The organism is Krasilnikovia sp. MM14-A1259, assembly GCF_047159535.1.
GTDB lineage: Bacteria > Actinomycetota > Actinomycetes > Mycobacteriales > Micromonosporaceae > Actinoplanes.
Genome location: NZ_BAAGAJ010000002.1, coordinates 1927423 through 1947438, shown reverse-complemented (window position 1 = coordinate 1947438; position 20016 = coordinate 1927423). Strand labels below are relative to the sequence as shown.

Annotated in this window: 13 protein-coding genes; 9 read left to right on the top strand and 4 right to left on the bottom strand. The window is 73.1% G+C overall.

The features are described 5' to 3' along the window. The first annotated feature begins 48 nt into the window (after window positions 1–48). Window positions 49–309: a GntR family transcriptional regulator gene (locus ACMCNK_RS08360; protein WP_412735820.1), complete on the top strand. Its 261-nt coding sequence runs from the start codon at window positions 49–51 to the stop codon at window positions 307–309. A 149-nt stretch (window positions 310–458) separates the two neighbouring features. Here ACMCNK_RS08360 and ACMCNK_RS08355 read toward each other — a convergent pair whose 3' ends face one another. The 3 genes from ACMCNK_RS08355 to ACMCNK_RS08345 form a co-directional block, all read right to left on the bottom strand. Beyond that, a complete protein-coding gene (locus ACMCNK_RS08355) occupies window positions 459–3437 on the bottom strand; it encodes a glycine--tRNA ligase (RefSeq protein WP_412735819.1) in 2979 nt (992 codons plus the stop codon). 88 nt (window positions 3438–3525) lie between these two features. Beyond that, window positions 3526–3984: a peptidoglycan-binding domain-containing protein gene (locus tag ACMCNK_RS08350; RefSeq protein WP_412735818.1), complete on the bottom strand. Its 459-nt coding sequence runs from the start codon at window positions 3982–3984 to the stop codon at window positions 3526–3528. Window positions 3985–4165: 181 nt separating this feature from the next. Continuing rightward, on the bottom strand, window positions 4166–5692 hold the full coding sequence (locus ACMCNK_RS08345) for a diguanylate cyclase domain-containing protein (RefSeq protein WP_412735817.1): 1527 nt from the start codon (window positions 5690–5692) through the stop codon (window positions 4166–4168). 130 nt (window positions 5693–5822) lie between these two features. On the opposite strand from ACMCNK_RS08345, the gene ACMCNK_RS08340 reads away from it, so the two are divergent. The 3 genes from ACMCNK_RS08340 (at window position 5823) to ACMCNK_RS08330 (ending at window position 11873) form a co-directional block, all read left to right on the top strand. Next, entirely contained in the window at window positions 5823–7187 is a 1365-nt protein-coding gene (locus tag ACMCNK_RS08340; protein WP_412735816.1) for a UDP-glucose dehydrogenase family protein, read from the top strand. Window positions 7188–7360: 173 nt separating this feature from the next. Then, complete coding sequence (locus ACMCNK_RS08335) at window positions 7361–9859, top strand: LamG-like jellyroll fold domain-containing protein (protein WP_412735815.1); 2499 nt, start codon at window positions 7361–7363, stop codon at window positions 9857–9859. Window positions 9860–10139: 280 nt separating this feature from the next. Continuing rightward, the gene (locus tag ACMCNK_RS08330; RefSeq protein ID WP_412735814.1) at window positions 10140–11873 is read left to right on the top strand and encodes a glycoside hydrolase family 6 protein; all 1734 of its coding nucleotides are present in this window, start codon (window positions 10140–10142) and stop codon (window positions 11871–11873) included. Between the two features lie 52 nt (window positions 11874–11925). Here ACMCNK_RS08330 and ACMCNK_RS08325 read toward each other — a convergent pair whose 3' ends face one another. Beyond that, window positions 11926–12741, bottom strand: a complete 816-nt coding sequence (locus ACMCNK_RS08325) for a hypothetical protein (RefSeq protein ID WP_412735813.1) — start codon at window positions 12739–12741, stop codon at window positions 11926–11928. 445 nt (window positions 12742–13186) lie between these two features. Here ACMCNK_RS08325 and ACMCNK_RS08320 point away from each other — a divergent pair, with 445 nt between their 5' ends. Genes ACMCNK_RS08320 through ACMCNK_RS08300 form a run of 5 tightly spaced genes read left to right on the top strand, consistent with a single transcriptional unit; the run spans window position 13187 to window position 19833 of the window. Continuing rightward, entirely contained in the window at window positions 13187–14956 is a 1770-nt protein-coding gene (locus ACMCNK_RS08320; protein WP_412735812.1) for a translation initiation factor III, read from the top strand. 52 nt (window positions 14957–15008) lie between these two features. Further along, complete coding sequence (locus tag ACMCNK_RS08315) at window positions 15009–16481, top strand: NADH-ubiquinone oxidoreductase-F iron-sulfur binding region domain-containing protein (protein WP_412735811.1); 1473 nt, start codon at window positions 15009–15011, stop codon at window positions 16479–16481. Window positions 16482–16516: 35 nt separating this feature from the next. Beyond that, on the top strand, window positions 16517–17038 hold the full coding sequence (locus tag ACMCNK_RS08310; protein ID WP_412740784.1) for a TlpA family protein disulfide reductase: 522 nt from the start codon (window positions 16517–16519) through the stop codon (window positions 17036–17038). A gap of 3 nt (window positions 17039–17041) precedes the next feature. After that, on the top strand, window positions 17042–17896 hold the full coding sequence (locus tag ACMCNK_RS08305) for a cytochrome c biogenesis CcdA family protein (RefSeq protein WP_412735810.1): 855 nt from the start codon (window positions 17042–17044) through the stop codon (window positions 17894–17896). After that, window positions 17893–19833 carry a serine/threonine-protein kinase gene (locus tag ACMCNK_RS08300; protein WP_412735809.1) on the top strand — a complete coding sequence of 647 codons (1941 nt, stop codon included), beginning with the start codon at window positions 17893–17895 and terminating at the stop codon, window positions 19831–19833. The genes ACMCNK_RS08305 and ACMCNK_RS08300 overlap by 4 nt, the downstream gene beginning before the upstream one ends. Window positions 19834–20016: the final 183 nt, after the last annotated feature.

Genomic DNA, 20016 nt, shown 5'->3' with positions numbered 1-20016 from the left:
GGTTCACCATGGTTCCCCTTTGACGATCACGGTGTACACCGAGGTGGGATGGTCGACGATGTGATCGACCATGATGGCCCGACGCCGTTGTACGTGCAGGTGGCGGATGCTGTCCAAGCCCGTATCGAGGCAGGTGAACTGCTCCCGAACCGGCCCATCCCCTCGGAGAACCAGCTTGTGCAGGAGTACGGCATCGCGCGAGGAACGGCGCGCAAGTCGATCCAGCTGCTCCGTGAGCGCGGACTGGTGGTGACAGTGGTGGGTCGCGGCACGTACGTCGTCGCCAAGCCCTCGACGGAGGAGAAGTAGCCGACGAAGATGCGTGCGTGGCGGGCGGCCGGACGGTCACCGTGGAGGACTGGCGGCGATCAGCGGAAGTCTTCACAGACCTGGATGATCCGCGGGTGATGGCCGCCGCATGGCATTGACGGATGACTTGCCACCGGCGGACTTCCGGATCAGATGCGTAGTTGCGGCCAGTCCAGCAGCGTGGCGCCCAGGTCGCGGATCGTGGCGAGCAAGCCGAGGCGGGCCGCCCGTAGCGCCGGGTCCTCGGCCATCACGAAGATGTCGGTGAAGAACGCGTCCACCGGCGCGACCAGCCGGCCCGCAACGCGGGTGAAGCCGGTGAGATCCGACTCCGGGCCCAGGTCCGCGCGGACCGCCTGGACCGCCTCGTGCAACCCGGCCTCGGCGGGTTCCTTGAGCAGGCCCGGATCGTACGCGGCCGGGGTGCCGTCCGGCACGATGCGCCGGGCCCGCTGGATCGCTGCGGCGACGCCCCGGAACGCGGGATCGTCCGCGAGACCGGTCAGTTCGGACAGCAGATGGTCGACCCGGGACGGGCGGTCGGCGTGCGGCAGTACCGCCCGGACCCGGTCGACCGGGTGGCCCTCCTCGGTCAGCGCCTGTTCGAGGCGGCGGGCGAGGAACTCCGCGACGTCGCGGCGTACCGGATCGGTCACCTCGACGGGCTGCAGGCGCGCCGCCGCGGCCAGCGCGCCCGTGAGGCTCAGCGGGGCCAGCCCCGGGTGGGCGCGGTGCACCGCGAGGGCGCCGAGGGCAGCGCGGCGTATCGCGAACGGGTCGCTGCTGCCCGTGGGCAGGCCCACCGTGGCGGCCAGACCGGCCAGCAGGTCGAGGCGGTCGGCGAGCGACAGCAGCGCGCCGGGCAGCGTACGCGGTGGCGCGTCGCCCGCGTGGCGCGGCAGTTCCACCTCGTACAGGGCGGTGGCGACGTCCTGGGGTTCCCCGGCGTGGCGGGCGTAGTCGCGGGCCATCTCGCCGGCCAGGCTGGTCATCTCCGTGACGAGCTGGGCGCCCAGGTCGAACTTGACCAGCGGGGCCGCCCAGCGCAGCGTGGCCGCGTCGGTGCTGGAGAGCCCGAGCGGGGCGGCCAGTTCGGCGGCCAGGGCGGCGATCCGGTCGGCCCGGTCGGCCATCGAGCCGAGTCGGTCGGTGAACGTCAGCCGGGCCAGCCGCTCGCGCAGCGCGGCCGGGCCGGCGCGCAGGTCCGCGGCGTAGAAGAACGCGGCGTCGGTGAACCGGGCCCGCAGCACGGCCTCGTTGCCCGCGCGTACCCGGTCCACGTCGACCGGGCCGTTCGCCACCGCCACGAAGCGCGGCAGCAGCGCCCCGGTCGAGTCCCGCACCGGCAGGTATCGCTGGTGTTTGCGCATCACGGTGGTCAGCACCGCGTCGGGCAGTTCGAGGTGGGCCTCGTCGAACGTGCCGAGCAGCGGGGTCGGCTGCTCCACCAGGTACGTGATCTGGTCGATGAGGTCGGCCTCGGCGGCCACGTCGATGCGGCCGTCCGGGTAGACCAGGTCCTGGGCGCCGGTCACCACGAGGTCGCGCCGGTCCTCGGCGTCGGCCACGATGCCGTTGACCGCGATCAGTTCGGCGAACTCCTCGGCCGAGGGCACCTCCACGATCGGCTCCGCGGCGGTCCGCAGCAGCTGCGTGCGCCGGCCCGCGGCCAGCGCCGACACCGCGACCGGCACGACGTGCTCACCCCACAGGGCGAGCAGCCGGCGGATCGGCCGGGTGAACGACAGCCGTGGATCGTTCCAGCGCATGTTCCGGCTGCTGCGCAGGCCGGTGACGACGGGCGCGAGCGCGGCGGCGAGCACCGCGGGTGCCGCGCCGCCGGCTTCGTGCCGCTGCACCACCACATGGGGTACGCCGTTGACGTCGGCGGTCTGCACCGCGTCGGGTGTGACGCCCTGGGCGCGGGCGAAACCGGCGAGCGCCGGGGTGGGACGGCCGTCGGCGTCGTACGCGGCCGAGGCGCGCGGGCCGCGGACCGTGACGACCCGGTCCGGTTCGTGGGCGGCCACGTCGGACACCGTCGCGATCAGCCGTCGTGGTGTCGCGGCCACACGGACCTCGCCGTGCGCGAGCCGGGTTGCGGCCAGCCGGTCGGCGACGTCGCGGCGCAGCTGGGCGCACGCGGCGCGCGCCTCCGTCGGCGGCATCTCCTCCGTCCCGATCTCGAACACCAGCATGCGCGGCCGATCGCCGGTGGCCTCGGCCACGGCCGCCGGGGACGCGGGTGCCGTCGCGGCCGACACGCCGAGCGGGTGGTCCAGTTCGGCGCGGCGGGCGACCCAGAGGCGGGCGACGTCACCGGCGAGGCGGCGCATGCGGGCGAACTCGGTGGCCCGGTCCGCTGTGGACACCGCGCCGCGGGCATCCAGCACGTTGAACGCGTGCGAGGACTTGAGCACGTACGTGTGCGCGGGGACCGGCAGCCCGGCGTCGACCATCCGTTGCGCCTCGGCGGCGTACTCGTCGAGCAGCCGGCGGTTGGCGGCGACGTCGGCATCGTCCAGGTAGTACCGCGACATCTCGTACTCGGCCTGGCCGAACGCCTCGCCGTAGCTGACGCCGGGCGCGTACGTGATGTCCTTGAAGTGCCGGACCTCCTGCAACGCCATCATGATCCGCTCGACGCCGTAGGTGATCTCCACCGACGGTGGGTCGAGGTCCAGGCCGCCGGCCTGCTGGAAGTAGGTGAACTGGGTGATCTCCAGCCCGTCGAGCCAGACCTCCCAGCCCAGACCCCACGCGCCCAGCGCGGGGGAGGCCCAGTTGTCCTCCACGAACCGCACGTCGTGGGCGGCGACGTCGATGCCGAGCGCCGCCAGACTGCCGAGGTAGAGCTCCTGCGCGTTGCCCGGCTCCGGCTTGAGGATCACCTGGAGCTGGGTGTGGGTCTGGATGCGGTTGGGGTTCTCGCCGTAGCGGGAGTCGTCCGGACGCACGGACGGCTCTACGTACGCGACGCGCCAGGGCTCCGGCCCGAGCACCCGCAGGAACGTGGCCGGGTTCAGCGTCCCGGCGCCGACCTCGGTGTTCATCGGCTGGACGGTCAGGCAGCCCTGTTCCGTCCAGTAGCCGATCAACCGGGCGAGTGCGTCCTGCATGGTCAGCATGGGTCCGAAGTCTATTTGCGGCCCGGGTGGGCGCGTACCGAATTGAGCGCCGACGCCCTTACGGCCCGGCCCTCGCAAGGCCCGGCACTCAGAACGACAGCATGCCGCTGATCAGCGCCTGCCACGTCATCGGGCCGACGACACCGTCGACCGTCATCGACGGGACGTCCGCATGGATGGCCTGCTGGAAGTCGCGGACGAAGCGTTCCGTGACGGGTCCGAAGACGCCGTCGATCTGCGGCCCCTTGCTCGGATCACCGGACAGGTTGCGGAACTGGAACTCCTCCTGCACCGCGCGGACCGCGTCGCCCTGCGAGCCGCGCCGTACCGTGATGATCAGCGCCGCCCACGTCAGCGGCCCGACGATGCCGTCCACGGTGAGGTGCCGCTCGGTCTGGAACGCGCGTACCGCGGTCTCGGTGTGCGGGCCGAAGTCACCGTCCACGGTGACGGTGTGACCCCGTGCCCGCAGCAGGTACTGCAGGCTGGGGACCGGGTGTGCGGTGGCGCCTCGGCGCACGATGGGCCAGGGTTGCAGGGCGGCCATGTCGATCATCCCCTTCGGGCAGCGCTGCGGGGGCTGCCCCTGCCGCAATCGTGACCCGCCCACGCCGCGGTGCCCACCCGGTGTCACCGTTGCGACACGGGTATCACCCGTCAGCGGGCCGCAGCCCGGGGGATTTCGAGGATCAGCCCGTCGGCGGGCCGCAGCCCGGGGGATTTCGGGATCAGCGGGCCAGGCGGACGCCGCCGCCGTGACGCTTGGCCCGGTACATGGCGGCGTCGGCGCCGCGCAGCAGGTGCGGAACGTCGCTCGCGTCGTCGGGGAACAGGGCCACCCCGATGCTGGCACCGATCGTGACGGACCGGCCCTCGATGTCGAACGGCTCGCTGAGCCGCTGATGGATCCGCTCGGCGATGGTGGCCGCCGACGCGGCGTCGGGGTTACGGGTCAGCAGGATGGCGAACTCGTCGCCGCCCAGCCGCGACACCAGGTCGTTCTCGCGCACGGTACGCAGCAGGCGGTGTGCCACGGCCTGCAGCAGCGCGTCGCCCGCGTGGTGCCCGGCGCTGTCGTTGACCTGCTTGAATCCGTCGAGGTCGAGCAGCAGCAGCGCGGTGCGCTCGTCGGCCCGGGTGGCGGCGGTGACCGCCTGCTCGGCGCCCTCCAGCAGGTGGGAGCGGTTCGGCAGGCCGGTCAGCGCATCGTGGAACGCCTGGCGAGTGAGCTCGGCGACGTGCAGCTGCTCGGCCTGGCGCAGCCGGGCGCTGTCGACGATGAGGGCCCCTTCGACCGCGAGCTGGCGGGCCAGGCCGTGGTCGTCGGCGCTCCACCGGCGTCCGGCGTTGGCGTCGCCGCACAGCACGATGCCCACGGGACCGGTCGCGGACATCAGCGGCATGGCGATGAACGACCGCAGACCCATGGTGTGCACGAAGCCGCCGGGCGAGACGCCGACCGTCTCGACATCGCCGACCAGGACGGGCGAGCCGTCGCGGACGGCGGCGCGCCAGATCGGGGAGTCGTCGGCCATCTTGCCGATCAGGTTGCGCTGCAGCGCCTCGGTGATCTCGGCGGTCGGTCCGACGCCCGTGGCGTACCGGATCCGGCCGTCGGTGTCGACCAGGTGCAGCCCGGAGAACTCGGTGCGGAACGCCTCGGCGGTCGCCCGGGCGACCAGTTCGGCGGCCGTCTCGACACTGGTCGCGACAGTGCCCTGCTCGAACAGGCGGCGGATGGTGGTGGTCGCGTTGGCGAGGAACTGCCGCTGCCGTTCGGCTTCCAGCGATTGCAGCGTGGCGGCCAGGTGCAGACCGGCCGAGGCAATGACGTCGACGCGGATCAGGTCGAGCCGGCCACCGGTCAGGACGAGCACCCCGACCGTCTGGCCACCGATGCGCAGCCGTACGGTCAGACGATCACCGTTGCGGGTCGGGGGCGCGCCTGCCGGGACGCGGAAAACCATGCCGGCGGTGCGCAGTTCACCGGGTTCCGGCTCGCCGACCGTGGCGACCGGATAGAGACCGCCGTCCTCGGAGCTGAGCGTGAAGACCGTGGCGCAGCGCAGTCCCGCGTACTCGCCGAGGTACCGGTGCACGAGGTCGAGGACGTGCTCGATGACCGGTGTGTCCCGGGTCATCACGTCGACGAGTGCGGCGAGCAGGTCGGTCTGCTCGTCGACGGCATGCGGCTGCGCGGGCACGGTGAACCCGTCCCGGCTACCGGCGAGGCGCACGCCACTGCTCACAGTCACGGACCTAAGGTCGGCAGCGACCCCCTGAGCTTGAGGTTGCCGCCGCAGGGGTTTCCTGTGGGCCTCGGTGCATTACCGTGGCGGACCGGGTGCGGCGCAGCGCATCCCGGCACGGAAAGGGACACGAGCGATGAAGGTGTGCGTCGTCGGTACAGGCTACGTGGGGCTGACCACCGGGGTGTGTCTGGCATATCTGGGACACGAGGTGACCTGCGTCGACCTGGACGAGGCGAAGGTCGAGTCGCTGCGGGCGGGCCGTTCCCCGATCTACGAGCCGCACATGGACGAGCTGCTGGCCGAGGCGGCCGAGCGGCTGCGCTTCACCACGGAGTACGCCGAGGGCGTGCCCGGCGCGGATGTCGTGTTCATCGCGGTGCAGACCCCCTCGCTGCCGGACGGCAACCCGGACCTGCGGCACCTGCGCGCGGCGGCGGAGAGCGTGGGCGCCAACATCACCGGTCCGTTCACGGTGGTGGTGAACAAGTCGACCGTGCCGATCGGCAGCGGCAACTGGGTCGACGCGATCCTGCGCGAGTCGTTCGAGCGGACCCACGCGCGCCGCGCCGACGGCGAGTTCTCGGTGGCGTCGAACCCGGAGTTCCTGCGCGAGGGTGTCGCCCTGTTCGACACGTTGTACCCGGATCGGATCGTGATCGGCTCGGATCACCCGCGCAGCCTCGAAGTGCTCAACCAGCTCTACCGCCCGATTCTGAACCAGTCCTTCACCGCGCCGACGTACCTGCCCCGGCCCGGTGAGGTCGGGGCGGTGGCGATGGTCTCCACGGACCTGGCCTCCGCCGAGCTGATCAAGTATGCGGCGAACGCGTTCCTCGCCATCAAGATCAGCTACATCAACGAGATCGGCCGGCTGGCGGGCCGGGTCGGCGCCGACATCATGGAGGTGGCCCGCGGCACCGGGCTCGACGCCCGGATCGGGCCGCGCTTCCTGCAGCCCGGGGTCGGCTGGGGCGGTTCGTGCTTCGGCAAGGACACCGCCGCGCTGATCACCACGGCGGGGGAGTACCACCACGACATGCCGATCGTGCAGGCGGCGCGGGAGGTCAACTTCCGCCAGCGCCGCATGGTGGTCGACCGGCTGCTGGACGAGCTGCGCCTGATCAAGGGCCGCCGGATCGGGCTGCTCGGGCTCGCGTTCAAGCCGGACACCGACGACATGCGCGACGCGCCCGCGATCGACATCGCGGAGCAGCTCATCGCGCACGGGGCGCGGGTGGCGCTGCACGACCCGGTGGCCGCGGACCGGTTCCGCCGGGAGCGTCCGGACCTGGCCGGGCACCTGTGCGACACCGCCGAGGAGGTGTTCGACGACAGCGACGCGGTGGTGCTGGTGACGGAGTGGTCGCAGTACCTCGACCTGGACTGGGCCAAACTGCGCCCGCTGCTGCGTACGCCGGTGCTGCTGGACGGGCGGCACTGCCTCGACCCGGAGCGCATGCGCCGCCTGGGCTACCGGTACGTGTCGGTGGCCGGCTGACCGGCTGCTCCTTCCTGTCTCTGCGCGCCGCCCGGTCCGTCCGGGCGGCGTTTCGCATCTCAGGGATCGAAGATCGTCAGCACGGAAACCTTGACGTTACCTGAGCAACATTGTTGGAATGTGTTGGCTCATGGCGTTCCGCGAGCGCTTTCCTCGACGATTGGACGCATCCCATGAACCGACGACGACCGCGGGCGCTCACGGTGGCCGCCGCGTGCCTGCTCGCGCTGGGCCTGGCCGGGCCCGCCGCTGCCGTGCCGCCGCGGCCCGCCGCCCCCGCCTGGCACCCCGGCGTCCCACCCCTGGCCACCCCCTGGACCGCGCAGGTCGGCCCGGACAACGCGCTGCCCGAGTACCCTCGCCCGCAGCTCACCCGGTCCCGGTGGCAGAACCTCGACGGCGTGTGGCAGTTCGCCGGGGCCGAATCCGGGCAGGCCCCGCCGGTCGGGCGGGAGCTCGGCGAACGGGTGCTGGTGCCGTACCCGATCGAGTCCGCGCTCTCCGGCATCCAGCGCCACGAGGACCGCATGTGGTACCGCCGCACGTTCGAGGTGCCCGCCGACTGGCGGGCCGGCGGCGACCGGCTGCTGCTGCACTTCGGGGCGGTCGACTACGACGCGCGGGTCTGGGTCAACGGCATCCCGGTGGCGACCCACCGCGGCGGCTACGACTCCTTCGACGCCGACGTCACGGACGCGCTCACCACCGGCCCGCAGGAGCTCATCGTGTGGGCCGAGGACCTCACCGACGCCACCGGGCAGCCGATCGGCAAGCAGCGCCGCAGCAGCGATCACGGCATCTTCTACCAGGGCAGCTCCGGAATCTGGCGCACGGTGTGGATGGAACCGGTCCCGCCCGCGAGCATCGACAGCCTCACCATGACCCCCGACGTGGCCGCCGGAACGCTGCGGCTCACCCCGCACCTGCGTGGCGGCGCACCGCCGGGACTCACGGTCCGGGCGGTCGCCCGTGCGGGCGGCCGGGTGGTCGGGCGGGCCTCGGGCGCCGCGGTCGACCCGCTGGCGGTGCCCGTACCCGGCGCCCGGCTGTGGTCGCCGGACTCGCCGTTCCTGTACGACCTGGAGGTCACGCTGCTCGACGGCAACCGGGTCGTCGACTCGGTCGGGTCGTACTTCGGCATGCGGCAGATCGGCACGGCGCGCGGCGCCGACGGCAAGCTGCGCATCACGCTCAACGGCCGGATCCTGTTCCATCTGGCGAACCTCGACCAGGGCTTCTGGCCGGACGGGCTGAACACCGCTCCGACCGACGCGGCCCTGAAGTTCGACCTGCAGCAGGACAAGCGGATGGGCTTCAACGCGGTGCGCAAGCACATCAAGGTCGAGCCGGACCGCTGGTACTACTGGGCCGACAAGCTCGGCCTGATGGTGTGGCAGGACATGCCGGCCACCAACACCGGGCCGATGCCGCAGGAATGGCGGCCCCAGTTCGAGTCCGAGCTGCACGAGATGGTGCGCGAGCACCAGAGCTGGACGTCCATTGTGGCCTGGGTGCCGTTCAACGAGGGCTGGGGGGAGTGGGACCGGGCGGCCACCGGCCGCATCGCCGACGAGGTCAAGGCGCAGGACCCGAGCCGGCTGGTCAACGCACACAGCGGCGTGAACTGCTGCAACTCGCACGGCGACAGCGGCCGTGGCGACGTGCTCGATTTCCACCAATACCTCGGGCCGGCCTTCCCGTCGCCCGGCGGTGATCGGGTCGCCATCGACGGGGAGCACGGCGGCTTCGGGCTCAAGGTCGCCAATCACATGTGGTTCGGCGACGGGCAGGCGTACGAGATGGAGCCCGACTCGGCGACCCTGACGAGCAAGTACGTCGCCAACCAGGAGGCCGTACTCACCTCGGCGCGCTCCTGCGGCATCAGCGCGGCCGTGTACACCCAGCTCACCGACGTGGAGGGCGAGCTCAACGGCTTCTTCACGTACGACCGGCAGGTGACCAAGATGGACCTCGACCAGGTACGGGCGGTCAACACGAGAATCATCGCCGGGGCGGACGGCTCGGCGGGGCACGTGCCGCAGCCGTCGCCCGGCACCCCGGGCCTGACCGGCGTCACCTTCTACCCCCTCGACGGTACGGGCGCCGACGCGGCCGGTGACCACGACGCGACCGTGGTCGGCGGGGCCGCGTTCGTCGACGGCCGCTCCGGACAGGGCCTGGCCCTCGGCGGTGCGACGCAGTACCTGGACGCCGGTGCGCCCGTTCTGGACACGGCCGCGGACTACACCGTGGCCGCGTGGGTGAAGCTCGACCGGGTCGACGGTGCGTTCCAGACCGTGGTCAGCCAGGACGGGCCCACCAACAGCGACTTCTACCTGCAGTACTCCGGCGCCGATCAGCGGTTCGCGATGAGTTTCGCCGGGGTGCGTGCCCTGGCGCCGGTCAGGCCGGAGCCGGGCCGGTGGTATCACCTCGCCGGGGTGCGCGACACGGTCCGGGGCGAGCTGCGGCTCTACGTCGACGGCGAGCCGGCCGGTGCGCAGAGCGCCTGCCTGCCGCAGGCGGGCCCGACCGGGCACACCGTCGTCGGGCGCGGCCGGTACGGCGGCAACCCGGTGGACTATCTGGACGGCACGGTCGACCAGGTGCACCTGTACGACCGGGCCCTGTCCGCCGCAGAGATCAAGCAGCTCTTCGAGTCGGGCGAGTGAGCCCGCGCCGCCGCCGGGCCCGGTGCCCGGCGGCGGCCCTCAGCCCGAGCGGGTCGGGTCGCAGCCGGCTCAGGGTGTCGCGGGCGGGCGCCGAGCACGGCACCCGGCCGCGTCTGCCTGGGGTGATGGCGGTGATGTTTCCGAAGTGTGTCGAAGTGATTGCACTGGGAGCGCTCCCATGCGATGCTGGCGGTGCGAGCGCACAGCGATCCATGCACATGTCTCGATCACCATGTGCCTCGCCATCCCGGCCCCCGCCGTCCCCCGAGGAGCTCCCACCATGAGATCCGATCCCCCCGCCCGGCGCGCCCACCTGGTCCGCGGCGCCGCCGTGGCCGCCGCCACGCTCGTCTCCGGCATCGGTGTCGTCGCGGTCGCCACCCAGGCCCACGCCGCGGCCGGCTGCCGCGCGGACTACTCCGTGAACCAGTGGAACACCGGCTTCACCGGCTCAGTCACCCTCACCAACCTCGGCGACCCGATCACCGGCGGCTGGGCCCTGACCTGGGACTTCGCCGGCAATCAGCACATCACCCAGGGCTGGAACGGCACGTTCAGCCAAACCGGCACGCACGTCAGCGTCACCAACCCCGCCTGGTCGACGTCGCTGGCCACCGGCGCGAGCGCGTCGCTCGGCTTCAACGCGGACTACTCGGGCACCAACCCGGCCCCCGCCACGTTCTCGCTCAACGGCGTCGCGTGCACCGGCTCGGTCCCCACCACCGCGCCGACCACGACCCCGACCACCCCGCCGACGACACCGCCCGCCGGGACGCGCGCCGACAACCCGTACGCGGGGGTGAAGGGATATGTGAATCCCGAGTGGAAGGCGAAGGCGGACGCCGAGCCGGGCGGCAGCCGGGTCTCGAACAACCCCACCGCGGTGTGGCTGGATCGCATCGCCGCCATCGGCGGCGCTGCCGGGAGCATGGGCCTGCGCGACCACCTCGACGCCGCGCTGGCCCAGGGCGCCGGCTACATCCAGTTCGTCATCTACGACCTGCCCGGCCGCGACTGCGCCGCGCTGGCCTCCAACGGCGAACTCGGCCCGGACGACCTGCCCCGGTACCAGAGTGAGTACATCGATCCGATCGCCGCGATCCAGGCCGACCCGAAGTACCGCAACCTGCGGATCATCGACGTCATCGAGATCGACTCGCTGCCGAACCTGGTCACCAACACCTCCGGCCAGGCCGGTGCCACCGCGATGTGCGACACGATGAAGGCCAACGGTGGCTACGTCAACGGCATCGCGTACGCGCTGCGCAAGCTCGGCGCGATCGCCAACACGTACAACTACCTCGACGCCGCGCACCACGGCTGGATCGGCTGGGACTCCAACTTCGGCCCCACCGCCGACCTGATGCTGCAGACCGCGCGGGCCTCCGGGGACGTCCGCAACGTCGCCGGGTTCATCACCGACACGGCCAACTACTCCGCGCTGCGGGAGCCGTACTTCACGGTCGCCACCACCGTGAACGGAACCTCGGTGCGCCAGTCCAGGTGGGTCGACTGGAACCAGTACGTCGACGAGCTGTCGTTCGCCCAGGCGTTCCGGACCAAGCTCGTGTCGATCGGCTTCGACCCGGGCATCGGCATGCTCATCGACACGTCCCGCAACGGCTGGGGCGGCCCGAACCGGCCCACCCGGGCCAGCACCGCCACGGACGTCAACACGTTCGTCGACCAGTCCCGTATCGACCGCCGCATCCACGCCGGCAACTGGTGCAACCAGTCCGGCGCGGGCCTCGGCGAGCGGCCCACGGCCGCCCCCGAGCCGGGCATCGACGCGTACGTGTGGGTGAAGCCGCCGGGGGAGTCGGACGGCTCCAGCACGCTGATCCCCAACGACGAGGGCAAGGGCTTCGACCGGATGTGCGACCCGACCTACACCGGCAACGCCCGCAACGGCAACAACCTGTCCGGTGCGCTGCCGGGCGCACCGATCTCGGGCGCCTGGTTCTCCGCGCAGTTCCGCGAGCTGATGGCGAACGCGTACCCGCCGCTGTCCTGAGCACGCTGGCCTGACCGGCGGCGGGGTCCCTGCGGACCCCGCCGCTCGCAGGTCACGGCGCGGGATAGAACGACGTCGGCATGTGCTGCTGCGCGGCCCGGTTGCGGGTACGCAGCCGCAACAGCAGGCCGACCCCGGCGAAGACCAGCAGCGCCCCGACGATCAGGCCCGGGCCGAGCAGGCCGGAGCTGTCGCTGGACGCGGCGGCGCGATCGGCCGCCGGAGCGGTCGCGGGGGTCTTCGCGGGCGGATCCGCGGTGTCGTCACCGGCCGCGGCGCCGGGATCGTCCGAATCGCTCGGTGACGGGCTCGGCTCGGCGTCGTCGGACTCGCTCGGCTCCGGACTCGCCGCCTCGCCCTGCACCGTGGCGGTCGCGACGGCCGCCCCGAGGGGCCGCGTACCGGCGTCGAACGCCTGCACCTCCAGCGTGACCCGTCCCTGCGACGCGTCCCGGTCCACCGCGACCCGGTACCGCGCGGTCACCGTCTTGCCTTTGCACAGCTCGCCCGGGTCGAACTGGACGTCGGTCAGGCGGGCGGCATCACCGGCGGTCTGCACCTGGACCGGGAAGGCGCCGTCGTCCTCGATCCGTTCCACGCGTACCTGGTCGAGGCGGGGGCCTTCCGCCCGCACCACCGCCGACCAGCGCACCTTGCGGCACCGGCCGCCGCGGTCCGTGGAGACCACGGCGGTGACCGTACGCGTGTCCGCACCCGCGGTGAGCGCCTGCGGCGCCTCCGTGATGCGTACCTCGGCGCCGCCGGGCCCCGGGCCGGGCGCCGCCGACGCGGCACTGGGCAGGGCCAGGAACGCGGCCGCGGCCGCAACCGCCGGCACCGCCGAGAGCAGGGCAGCACGATGCCGCACAGCGACCATCTCCTTACGCTCAGGCGTCAGCTTGCTCGCTCACCTACTAGTTCGCGCGGGGCACCCGAAAGGTTCACCACGTGTGCAGGACCATCCGCCAGAGGACCTTACTTTTTCCTTAGCGGACGGTTGCAGAACGATGTCTTAGCAGCTCAGACGCCAGGTAACGGGGTGCACTAGCACCCCTGCGCAAAGTTGCGGGTAAAGAAGTTCCGGATCGTTCATCCGCACACGGCCGCGGCACGTATTTGGGGATTGGGCAGGCACCGCCGCAACGCTCGGTGAGGAAGGTAGGTCTGCGGCACTGCCCGACGGAACAGCGCGGGGCATCCCCCACGGATGCCAGCGTCAGGAGCGCCCACCGAGACGCAGCCGCCGCGGAAACGAGGAGTCAATGGCCCGGACGAAGCTGAACCAACGATCCGCCAATCGTGGGACCGTCCCGATGGATGCCACCGGTGGCCCGACACCGCCGTCGAAGATGACGATCGCCATCCTCGGCGTCTCGATCATCCTGGCGATCTGGGCCGCGATGATGCTGACCCCGGTCGGTCGCGTCCTGTACGTCTACGTCTTCGCATACCTCGAGTGGTACATGGGTGTGCTCACGCTCGTGTCGCTCTCGACCGCGATCATGCTCGGACTGGTCTGCACCGACCGGCTCGTGCTCTCCGTCCGGCAGCGCGTCCTGCTGCAGTCCGCCCACCGCACCTTCGGCGTGATCGCCGTGGGGGCGCTCGGTATTCACCTGTGGGCGAAGCTGATGGAGAAGCACATCCGTGTGATCGACATGTTCATCCCGTTCCTGCACCCCGGCAACACCCTGTTCGTCGGGTTCGGCACGATCTCCGCCATCGTCCTGGTCACCGTCTTCTGGTCGGGGATCGCGCGGGCCCGGTTCATCGGCCGCGGCAAGCCGTGGATGTGGCGTTCGGTGCACGCGAGCTCGTACCTGATGTGGCCGATCGCGATGGTGCACGGCCTGAACGCGGGCCGCCCCGCCGCGGTCTGGGTCATCGTCAGCTACGTCGTCTGCGCCCTGATGGTCGTGCTCGGCCTGGCCGTCCGCGTCTCCGTGAGCCTGAACCGCAAGAAGGACTTCGCCTCGCAGTCCGGCACCAGCACCGGCGCCATGAAGCCGGTCGGCAAGATGGCACCCAGCGGCGCCTCGAAGCGCGGCTCGTCGCGCCGCGGCTCCGACCTCTCCGGCTCCCGCGCCGCCTCCGACCCGGGCCTGACCGCCACCGCGGTCCTGGAGCCGTGGATCCCGGCCGCCCCCGCACCGGACAAGGAAGCCCCGGCCCCCGCCAAGGCGGCCGGCGACGAGGTGTACCGGCGCGATTCCCGGCCGCGCCGCGGCGCCGACGACCAGGACCGCGCGCCGCGCGGCCGGCGCGACGACGAGCAGGACGCGCCGCGTTCACGCCGCCGTGCCGAGGAGGAGGCGCCCGCCCGGCGCCCCGCCGACGGCTACGACGAGGAGACCCGCGCGATGTCGCGGCGGGCGATCGAGTCGTCCGGCCGCCGAATCGAGGCCGACGACGAGCCGGCGCCGCGCTCGCGCCGACGCACCGCCGAACAGGAGCGCTACGAGCCGCCCCGCTACGAGCGGGAGAGCCGCGGCGGCCGGTACGCCGAGGACGACGAGCCCGCCCCCCGGCAACGCCGCGCCATCGAGGCCGCGCCCGCCCGCAGCAGCCGGTACGCCGACGACGAGCCCCAGCGTCCGCGCCGGGGCGGCGACGAGGAGCCGCGCGGCCGCCGGTACGCCGAGGAGGCGCCGCGGGGTCGCCGCTACGCCGACGACGACGAGCCGCCCCGCCGCACCGACCGGTACGCCGATTCCGGCTATTCGTCGGGGCCCCCGGAACCCCGTTCGACCCGGTACAGTGACGACCCCCTGCCCGCGCCCCGCTCCCGGCGCGACCGTGGGGACCGCGGCGGCGACGTCGACCGGACCGACTCCGGCCGGCACAGCCGCAGCGAGTTCGTCGACCTCGGCGGCCCGCAGTACGACCGCCAGTCGTGGGGTCCCGACCTGGAGCCCGACGACACGCCGACCCTCGTGGACATGGCGTCGCGGCGGGCCCGCCGGGCGGCGCAGCCCGAGTCCCCGCGCGGGGCGAGCCGGGGGGCTCGTCGCGGCCGGGGGTACAGCACCGACGATGTGGCCGACGACCAGTACTGGCGTCAGCTGCGAGGAGAAGCGCAGTGAAGAAGCACCAGCACGGCAGGGGTGACGCGGGGCAGCGCCGGGGGGCGCGGCCATGAGCGGGTCCAAGGTTCCACCGGTCACCGCGATCGGGACACCGCGCATCACCGCCGGTTTCGACGAGTACGGCCGCCTTGACCTGGTCGCTCACCAGGAGGTGCACGGCGGCTTCGCGGCACTCAGCTCAGGGGAGCTGATCGGGCTGGCCGACCGCATCGAACTGCGCGGCCGCGGCGGCGCGGGGTTCCCGTTCGCCCGCAAGGTGCGCGCGGTGCTGGACTCCTGCCGCCGCCAGGACCTGCCGCCGGTCATCGTGGTCAACGCGACCGAGGGTGAGCCGCCGTCCTGGAAGGACAAGGCGATCCTCACCCGCGGCCCGCACCTGATCCTGGACGGGGCCGCGCTGGCCGCCGCCGCGCTGGACGCCGAGGAGATCGTCATCGGTGTCGCCGACGACGGCATCGGCCAGGACTCGCTTGCGGCCGCACTCGCCGAGCGCAAGATGCCCGTACCGACCCGGATCGTCACGGTTCCGCACCGGTTCATCTCCGGCGAGGGCGGCGCGCTGGTGCGCGGCATCAACGGCGAGGCGCACATCCCGCCCGGGCGCAAGGTGCGCTCCAGCGACAACGGGGTGATGGGACTGCCGACCCTGCTGTCCAACGCCGAGACGTACTCGCAGCTCGCCATCGCCGCCCGGCTCGGGCCGTGGGAGTACAACAGCGTCGGCATCCCCGAGGAACCCGGCACGGTCATGCTCACGGTCGGCGGCTCGGCCACCGCCCCGGCCGTCGTCGAGGCCCCGACCGGCACCCCGCTGATGGACATCCTCACCATGTGCGGTGCCGACATCGGCCCCGGCATCCTCATCGGCGGCTACCACGGCAAATGGCTGACCGCCGAGGCCGCCAAGACCGTCACGATCAGCCGCAAGGGCTTCGCGAAGGCCGGGGCCACCCTCGGCGCCGGCATGATCCTTCCGATCGGGTCGGGCACCTGCCCGATCGGCGAGGTCGCCCAGGTCACCCAGTACCTGGCCGGCGAGTCCGCCGGACAGTGCGGGCCGTGCCGGCTCGGCCTGCCCGACCTGGCCCGCTCGGTCACCCTCGTCTCGCTCGGCGGCAGCGCGCTGGAGGACGTGCGCGCCGCCGCAGGCGTGGTCAAGGGCCGCGGCGCGTGCAGCCACCCGGACGGCACGGCCCGGTTCGCGCTGTCCGCGCTGGAGGTGTTCCACAAGGACGTCGCGGCGCACGCCAACGGCGAGGGCTGCGGCAAGCAGGTCCGCGGCATCCTGCCGCTGCCGTACCACCAGAACCAGGGTGTCCGGAAGCTCGCCCTGGACTGGTCGCGGTGCGACGGGCACGGGCTGTGCTCCGCGGTCGCGCCCGAGATCATCCGGCTGGACGCCAACGGCTTCCCGGCGTTCCCGACCACCCCGCTGCCGCCGTGGCTGGAGGACGGCGCCCGCAAGGCGGTCAACGTCTGCCCGGCGCTCGCCCTGCGGCTCACCGAAGCGGCCGGCAAGTGACCCGGCGGGCCGTGGCGGCGGCGTTGGCCCTGGCGGTGGCGGCCGCCGGCCTCGCCGCCACCACGGCCGGCTGCGCCGCCAGCCCGGCTCCGGCAGCCGCCGCGGGTGCGGGCGCACCGGCCTCCGGGACCGGCGGTTCCGCGGGTACGGCAGTGCCCGCGAACCTGCAGTTCACCGGCCGCACGCTCGACGGCGCGGCGTTCGACGCGGCCACGCTCGCGGGCCGGCCCACCCTGCTGTGGTTCTGGGCGCCCTGGTGCGCCACCTGCGCCGCCGAGGCCCAGTCCGTGGCCGACCTCAAGGACACGTACGCCGACCGCATCGCCGTGCTCGGCATCGCCGGAATGGGCGACAACACCGCGATGCACAAGTTCGTGACCGACCTGAACGTCGGCGGCGTCCCGCACCTCGACGACGAACAGGGCGTGCTGTGGCGCCGCTTCGGCGTCACCGAGCAGAGCACGTACGTGCTGCTGGACCGCGCCGGCAAGGTGCGCGTCTCCGGGTACCTCGACGATTTGCAGCTCACCGCGCAGATCAAGGCGCTGGTGGCCTGAGTCGTGCAGGCCACGCTGCTGCTCGCGCTCACCGCCGGGATGCTCGGCGCGGTCAACCCGTGCGGTTTTGCGTTGCTGCCCGCGTACCTGTCCATGCTGGTCGCCGCGGACGGCGCCGGTGGGGCGCCGCGGGCCGCCGCGGTCGCCCGGGCGTTGCGCTGCACCGCCGCCCTCACCGCCGGGTACGTCGCCGTGTTCGGCGCGTTCGGGCTGCTGCTCGCACCGCTGGCCACCGTGCTCCCACCGCACCTGCCGTGGCTGACCGTCGTCCTCGGCGTGCTGCTCGCCCTGCTCGGCGGGTGGCTGCTGGCCGGGCGGTCGCTGCCCGGGCTCGGCGCCCGGCTGCGCGCACCACGGCTGACCGGCACGCTCGCCTCCACGGCACTGTTCGGCGCCGCGTACGCGCTGGCCTCGCTCGGCTGCGCCGCCGGGCCGTTCCTGGCCATCGTCGCGTCCAGCCTGCGCGCCGGAACTGTCGGTGCGGGCCTGGCGCTGTTCGTGGCGTACGCGATCGGCATGGGTGTGGTCGTCGGTGTCGTCGCGGTCGCGGTCGCGCTGGTCCGGGTGTCGGCCGTGGCGCGGATGCGCCGGGCCGCCGCCGTGGTGCCCCGTTTGGGCGGCGCGGTGCTGGCCGTCTGCGGCACGTACGTCGCCTACTACGGCTGGTACGAGCTGCGCCTCGCCCGGGACCTGCGCGTCACCGACCCGCTGGTCGTCGCCGCCGGCGGTGTGCAGCACCGCCTCAGTGACCTCGTCGGCCGCGTCGGCGCGGGCTGGCTCGCCGTGATCCTCGTGGTGCTCGTCGCCGCCGGGCTGCTGCGGCCGCGCCGCGTCCACCCCGCGGGAGCGGGCCGATGAGCGCCCCCACCGCGCCCCGGGTGCGTCCCCTGCACCGCAACGACCCGCGGCACCTCGGCGCCTACCGGCTGACCGGGCGGCTCGGGCAGGGCGGCATGGGCGTCGTCTACCTCGCCGAGGACCCGGACGGCGACCCGGTCGCGGTCAAGCTGGTGCACGCCACGCTCGCGCACGACCCCGAGTTCCGGGAACGGTTCCGCAGCGAGGTGCAGCAGGCCCGGCAGGTGCCGTCGTTCTGCACCGCCGAGGTGCTCGACGCGGATCTCGAACACCAGCCGCCGTACCTGGTGGTCGAGTACGTCGACGGGCCGAGCCTCGGCGAGGCGGTCGACGAGCGGGGCCCCCTGACCGCCGCGAACCTGCACTCCGTGGCGGTCGGTGTCGCCACCGCGCTGGCCGGCATCCACGGCGCGGGCGTCATCCACCGCGACCTGAAACCGGAGAACGTACTGCTCGCCCCCGGCAGCCCGAAGGTGATCGACTTCGGCATCGCGCGGGCGTTCGAGTCGACCAGCCAGCTCACCCGTACCGACCAGATGGTCGGCACGGTGGCGTACATGGCGCCGGAACGGTTCTCCTCCGAAGCGGGCCGGCCGCTCACCGCCGCGGCCGACATCTTCGCCTGGGGCTGCGTCGTGGCGTACGCGGGGACCGGGCGTACCCCGTTCCGGGCGGACTCGCCCCCGGCCACCGCCGCGCGGATCCTCACCCAGCCGCCGCAGCTCGCCGGGCTGCCCCAGCCCCTGCGCGACCTCGTCGAGCTGGCACTCGCCAAGGACCCGGCCGACCGGCCCACCGCCCGGGAACTGCTCGACATGCTGCTCGGCGACGCCCCCGTACCGCGGCCTGCCGTCCCCGCCGCGATGCCGCGCGTCGCGCATCCCCGTCCGGCGCCCGTGGCGCTCTCCGGAGCGCCGGGGATGTCGGGGACGCGGGCGTATCCCGTGCTGCGCCCCGCCCCGGTCCGTGCGCGCCGCCCCCGCGGCGGGCGCCTGCTGGCGACGCTCGCCGTCCTGCTCGTGCTCGCGGGCGTGGCGACGGTCGGCGCGGTGCTGCACCTCGACGACCGGGTGCGCGGCGGCCTGGTGTCGGACACCGGCGCAGCCGCGGGCGGCACGGGCGGTGGTCGCGGCGTACCGGGCACGTCCCGCGGCCCCGGCGCCGATCCCAGCGGATCGGCGGCGGACGACGGCGGCGGCAGGAACCGCGGCGGCGGCGGCAACGGCGGCAACTCCGGCCCGGGCGGTGGCAACGGCGGCAACTCCGGCCCGGGCGGCGGCAACGGCGGCAACTCCGGCCCGGGCGGCGGGAACTCCGGGCCGGGCGGCAACGGCGGAGAAGCGGGTGCCGACGGCGGTGCCGACGTCCCGGTCGAACCGACCGGCGAACCGGACATCCAGGACTCGCTCGACTCACCCGGCCAGTGGAGCGACACCGCCGTACGCGCGGACGGCGCGGGCTGCACGGTCCGCGGGGGCCTGCGGGTCACCCGCGTCGGCCCCGGCACCGTGCAGTGCCCCGGTCCGCAGGACGCCATCGACGACGACCTCGGCGTCGAGGTGACCGTCGCCCTGCAGAACGCGGGCGGGTGCGCGGCGATCTGGTTCCACTGGGCCGACGAACAGGGCGGCCAGGTGCTGCGGGTGTGCCAGCGGGAACTGTCGGTCGCCGCCGACACCCCCGAGGACCGGCAGGTGTTCGGCACGCTGCCGCTGGCCCGCCAGATCCCGCTGGGCACCGCCACCCGGATCCACCTGGTCGTTCGCAACGGGCGCGCCGAGGTGTTCCGGTCCGGCGATTTCGTCGGCGCGGTCCCGTTGCCCGCCGACGGCCCGGAGAGCGGCCAGGTGCTGCTCGGCATCAGCTCGAACCCGCCGGCCGGGCTGCTGCGCCGGACCACCGTGACCTTCGCGGACGTGCAGATCCGATCGTTCTGACCGCCCGCGCGACGATCACGGAGTGTCGGTCGGCCGGACGTGGTGACGCTTCCGGGACGATCACGGAGTGTCGGTTAGGCGGCAACGCGGGCTGGGGGCTCGCACACAGTCATGTCGCCCGATAGGGTGCCAGTCGGCCGCGGGTCGGCGCAGCCGTGGGGCGTGATAGGCGTTTGGGGGCAC

Bases quoted from the DNA above. Each gene is read 5' to 3' on its own strand.
- ACMCNK_RS08360 (WP_412735820.1), top strand. From the start codon at position 49: ATGGTCGACGATGTGATCGACCATGATGGCCCGACGCCGTTGTACGTG.
- ACMCNK_RS08355 (WP_412735819.1), bottom strand. From the start codon at position 3,437: ATGCTGACCATGCAGGACGCACTCGCCCGGTTGATCGGCTACTGGACG.
- ACMCNK_RS08350 (WP_412735818.1), bottom strand. From the start codon at position 3,984: ATGGCCGCCCTGCAACCCTGGCCCATCGTGCGCCGAGGCGCCACCGCA.
- ACMCNK_RS08340 (WP_412735816.1), top strand. From the start codon at position 5,823: ATGAAGGTGTGCGTCGTCGGTACAGGCTACGTGGGGCTGACCACCGGG.
- ACMCNK_RS08335 (WP_412735815.1), top strand. From the start codon at position 7,361: ATGAACCGACGACGACCGCGGGCGCTCACGGTGGCCGCCGCGTGCCTG.
- ACMCNK_RS08330 (WP_412735814.1), top strand. From the start codon at position 10,140: ATGAGATCCGATCCCCCCGCCCGGCGCGCCCACCTGGTCCGCGGCGCC.
- ACMCNK_RS08320 (WP_412735812.1), top strand. From the start codon at position 13,187: ATGGATGCCACCGGTGGCCCGACACCGCCGTCGAAGATGACGATCGCC.
- ACMCNK_RS08315 (WP_412735811.1), top strand. From the start codon at position 15,009: ATGAGCGGGTCCAAGGTTCCACCGGTCACCGCGATCGGGACACCGCGC.
- ACMCNK_RS08300 (WP_412735809.1), top strand. From the start codon at position 17,893: ATGAGCGCCCCCACCGCGCCCCGGGTGCGTCCCCTGCACCGCAACGAC.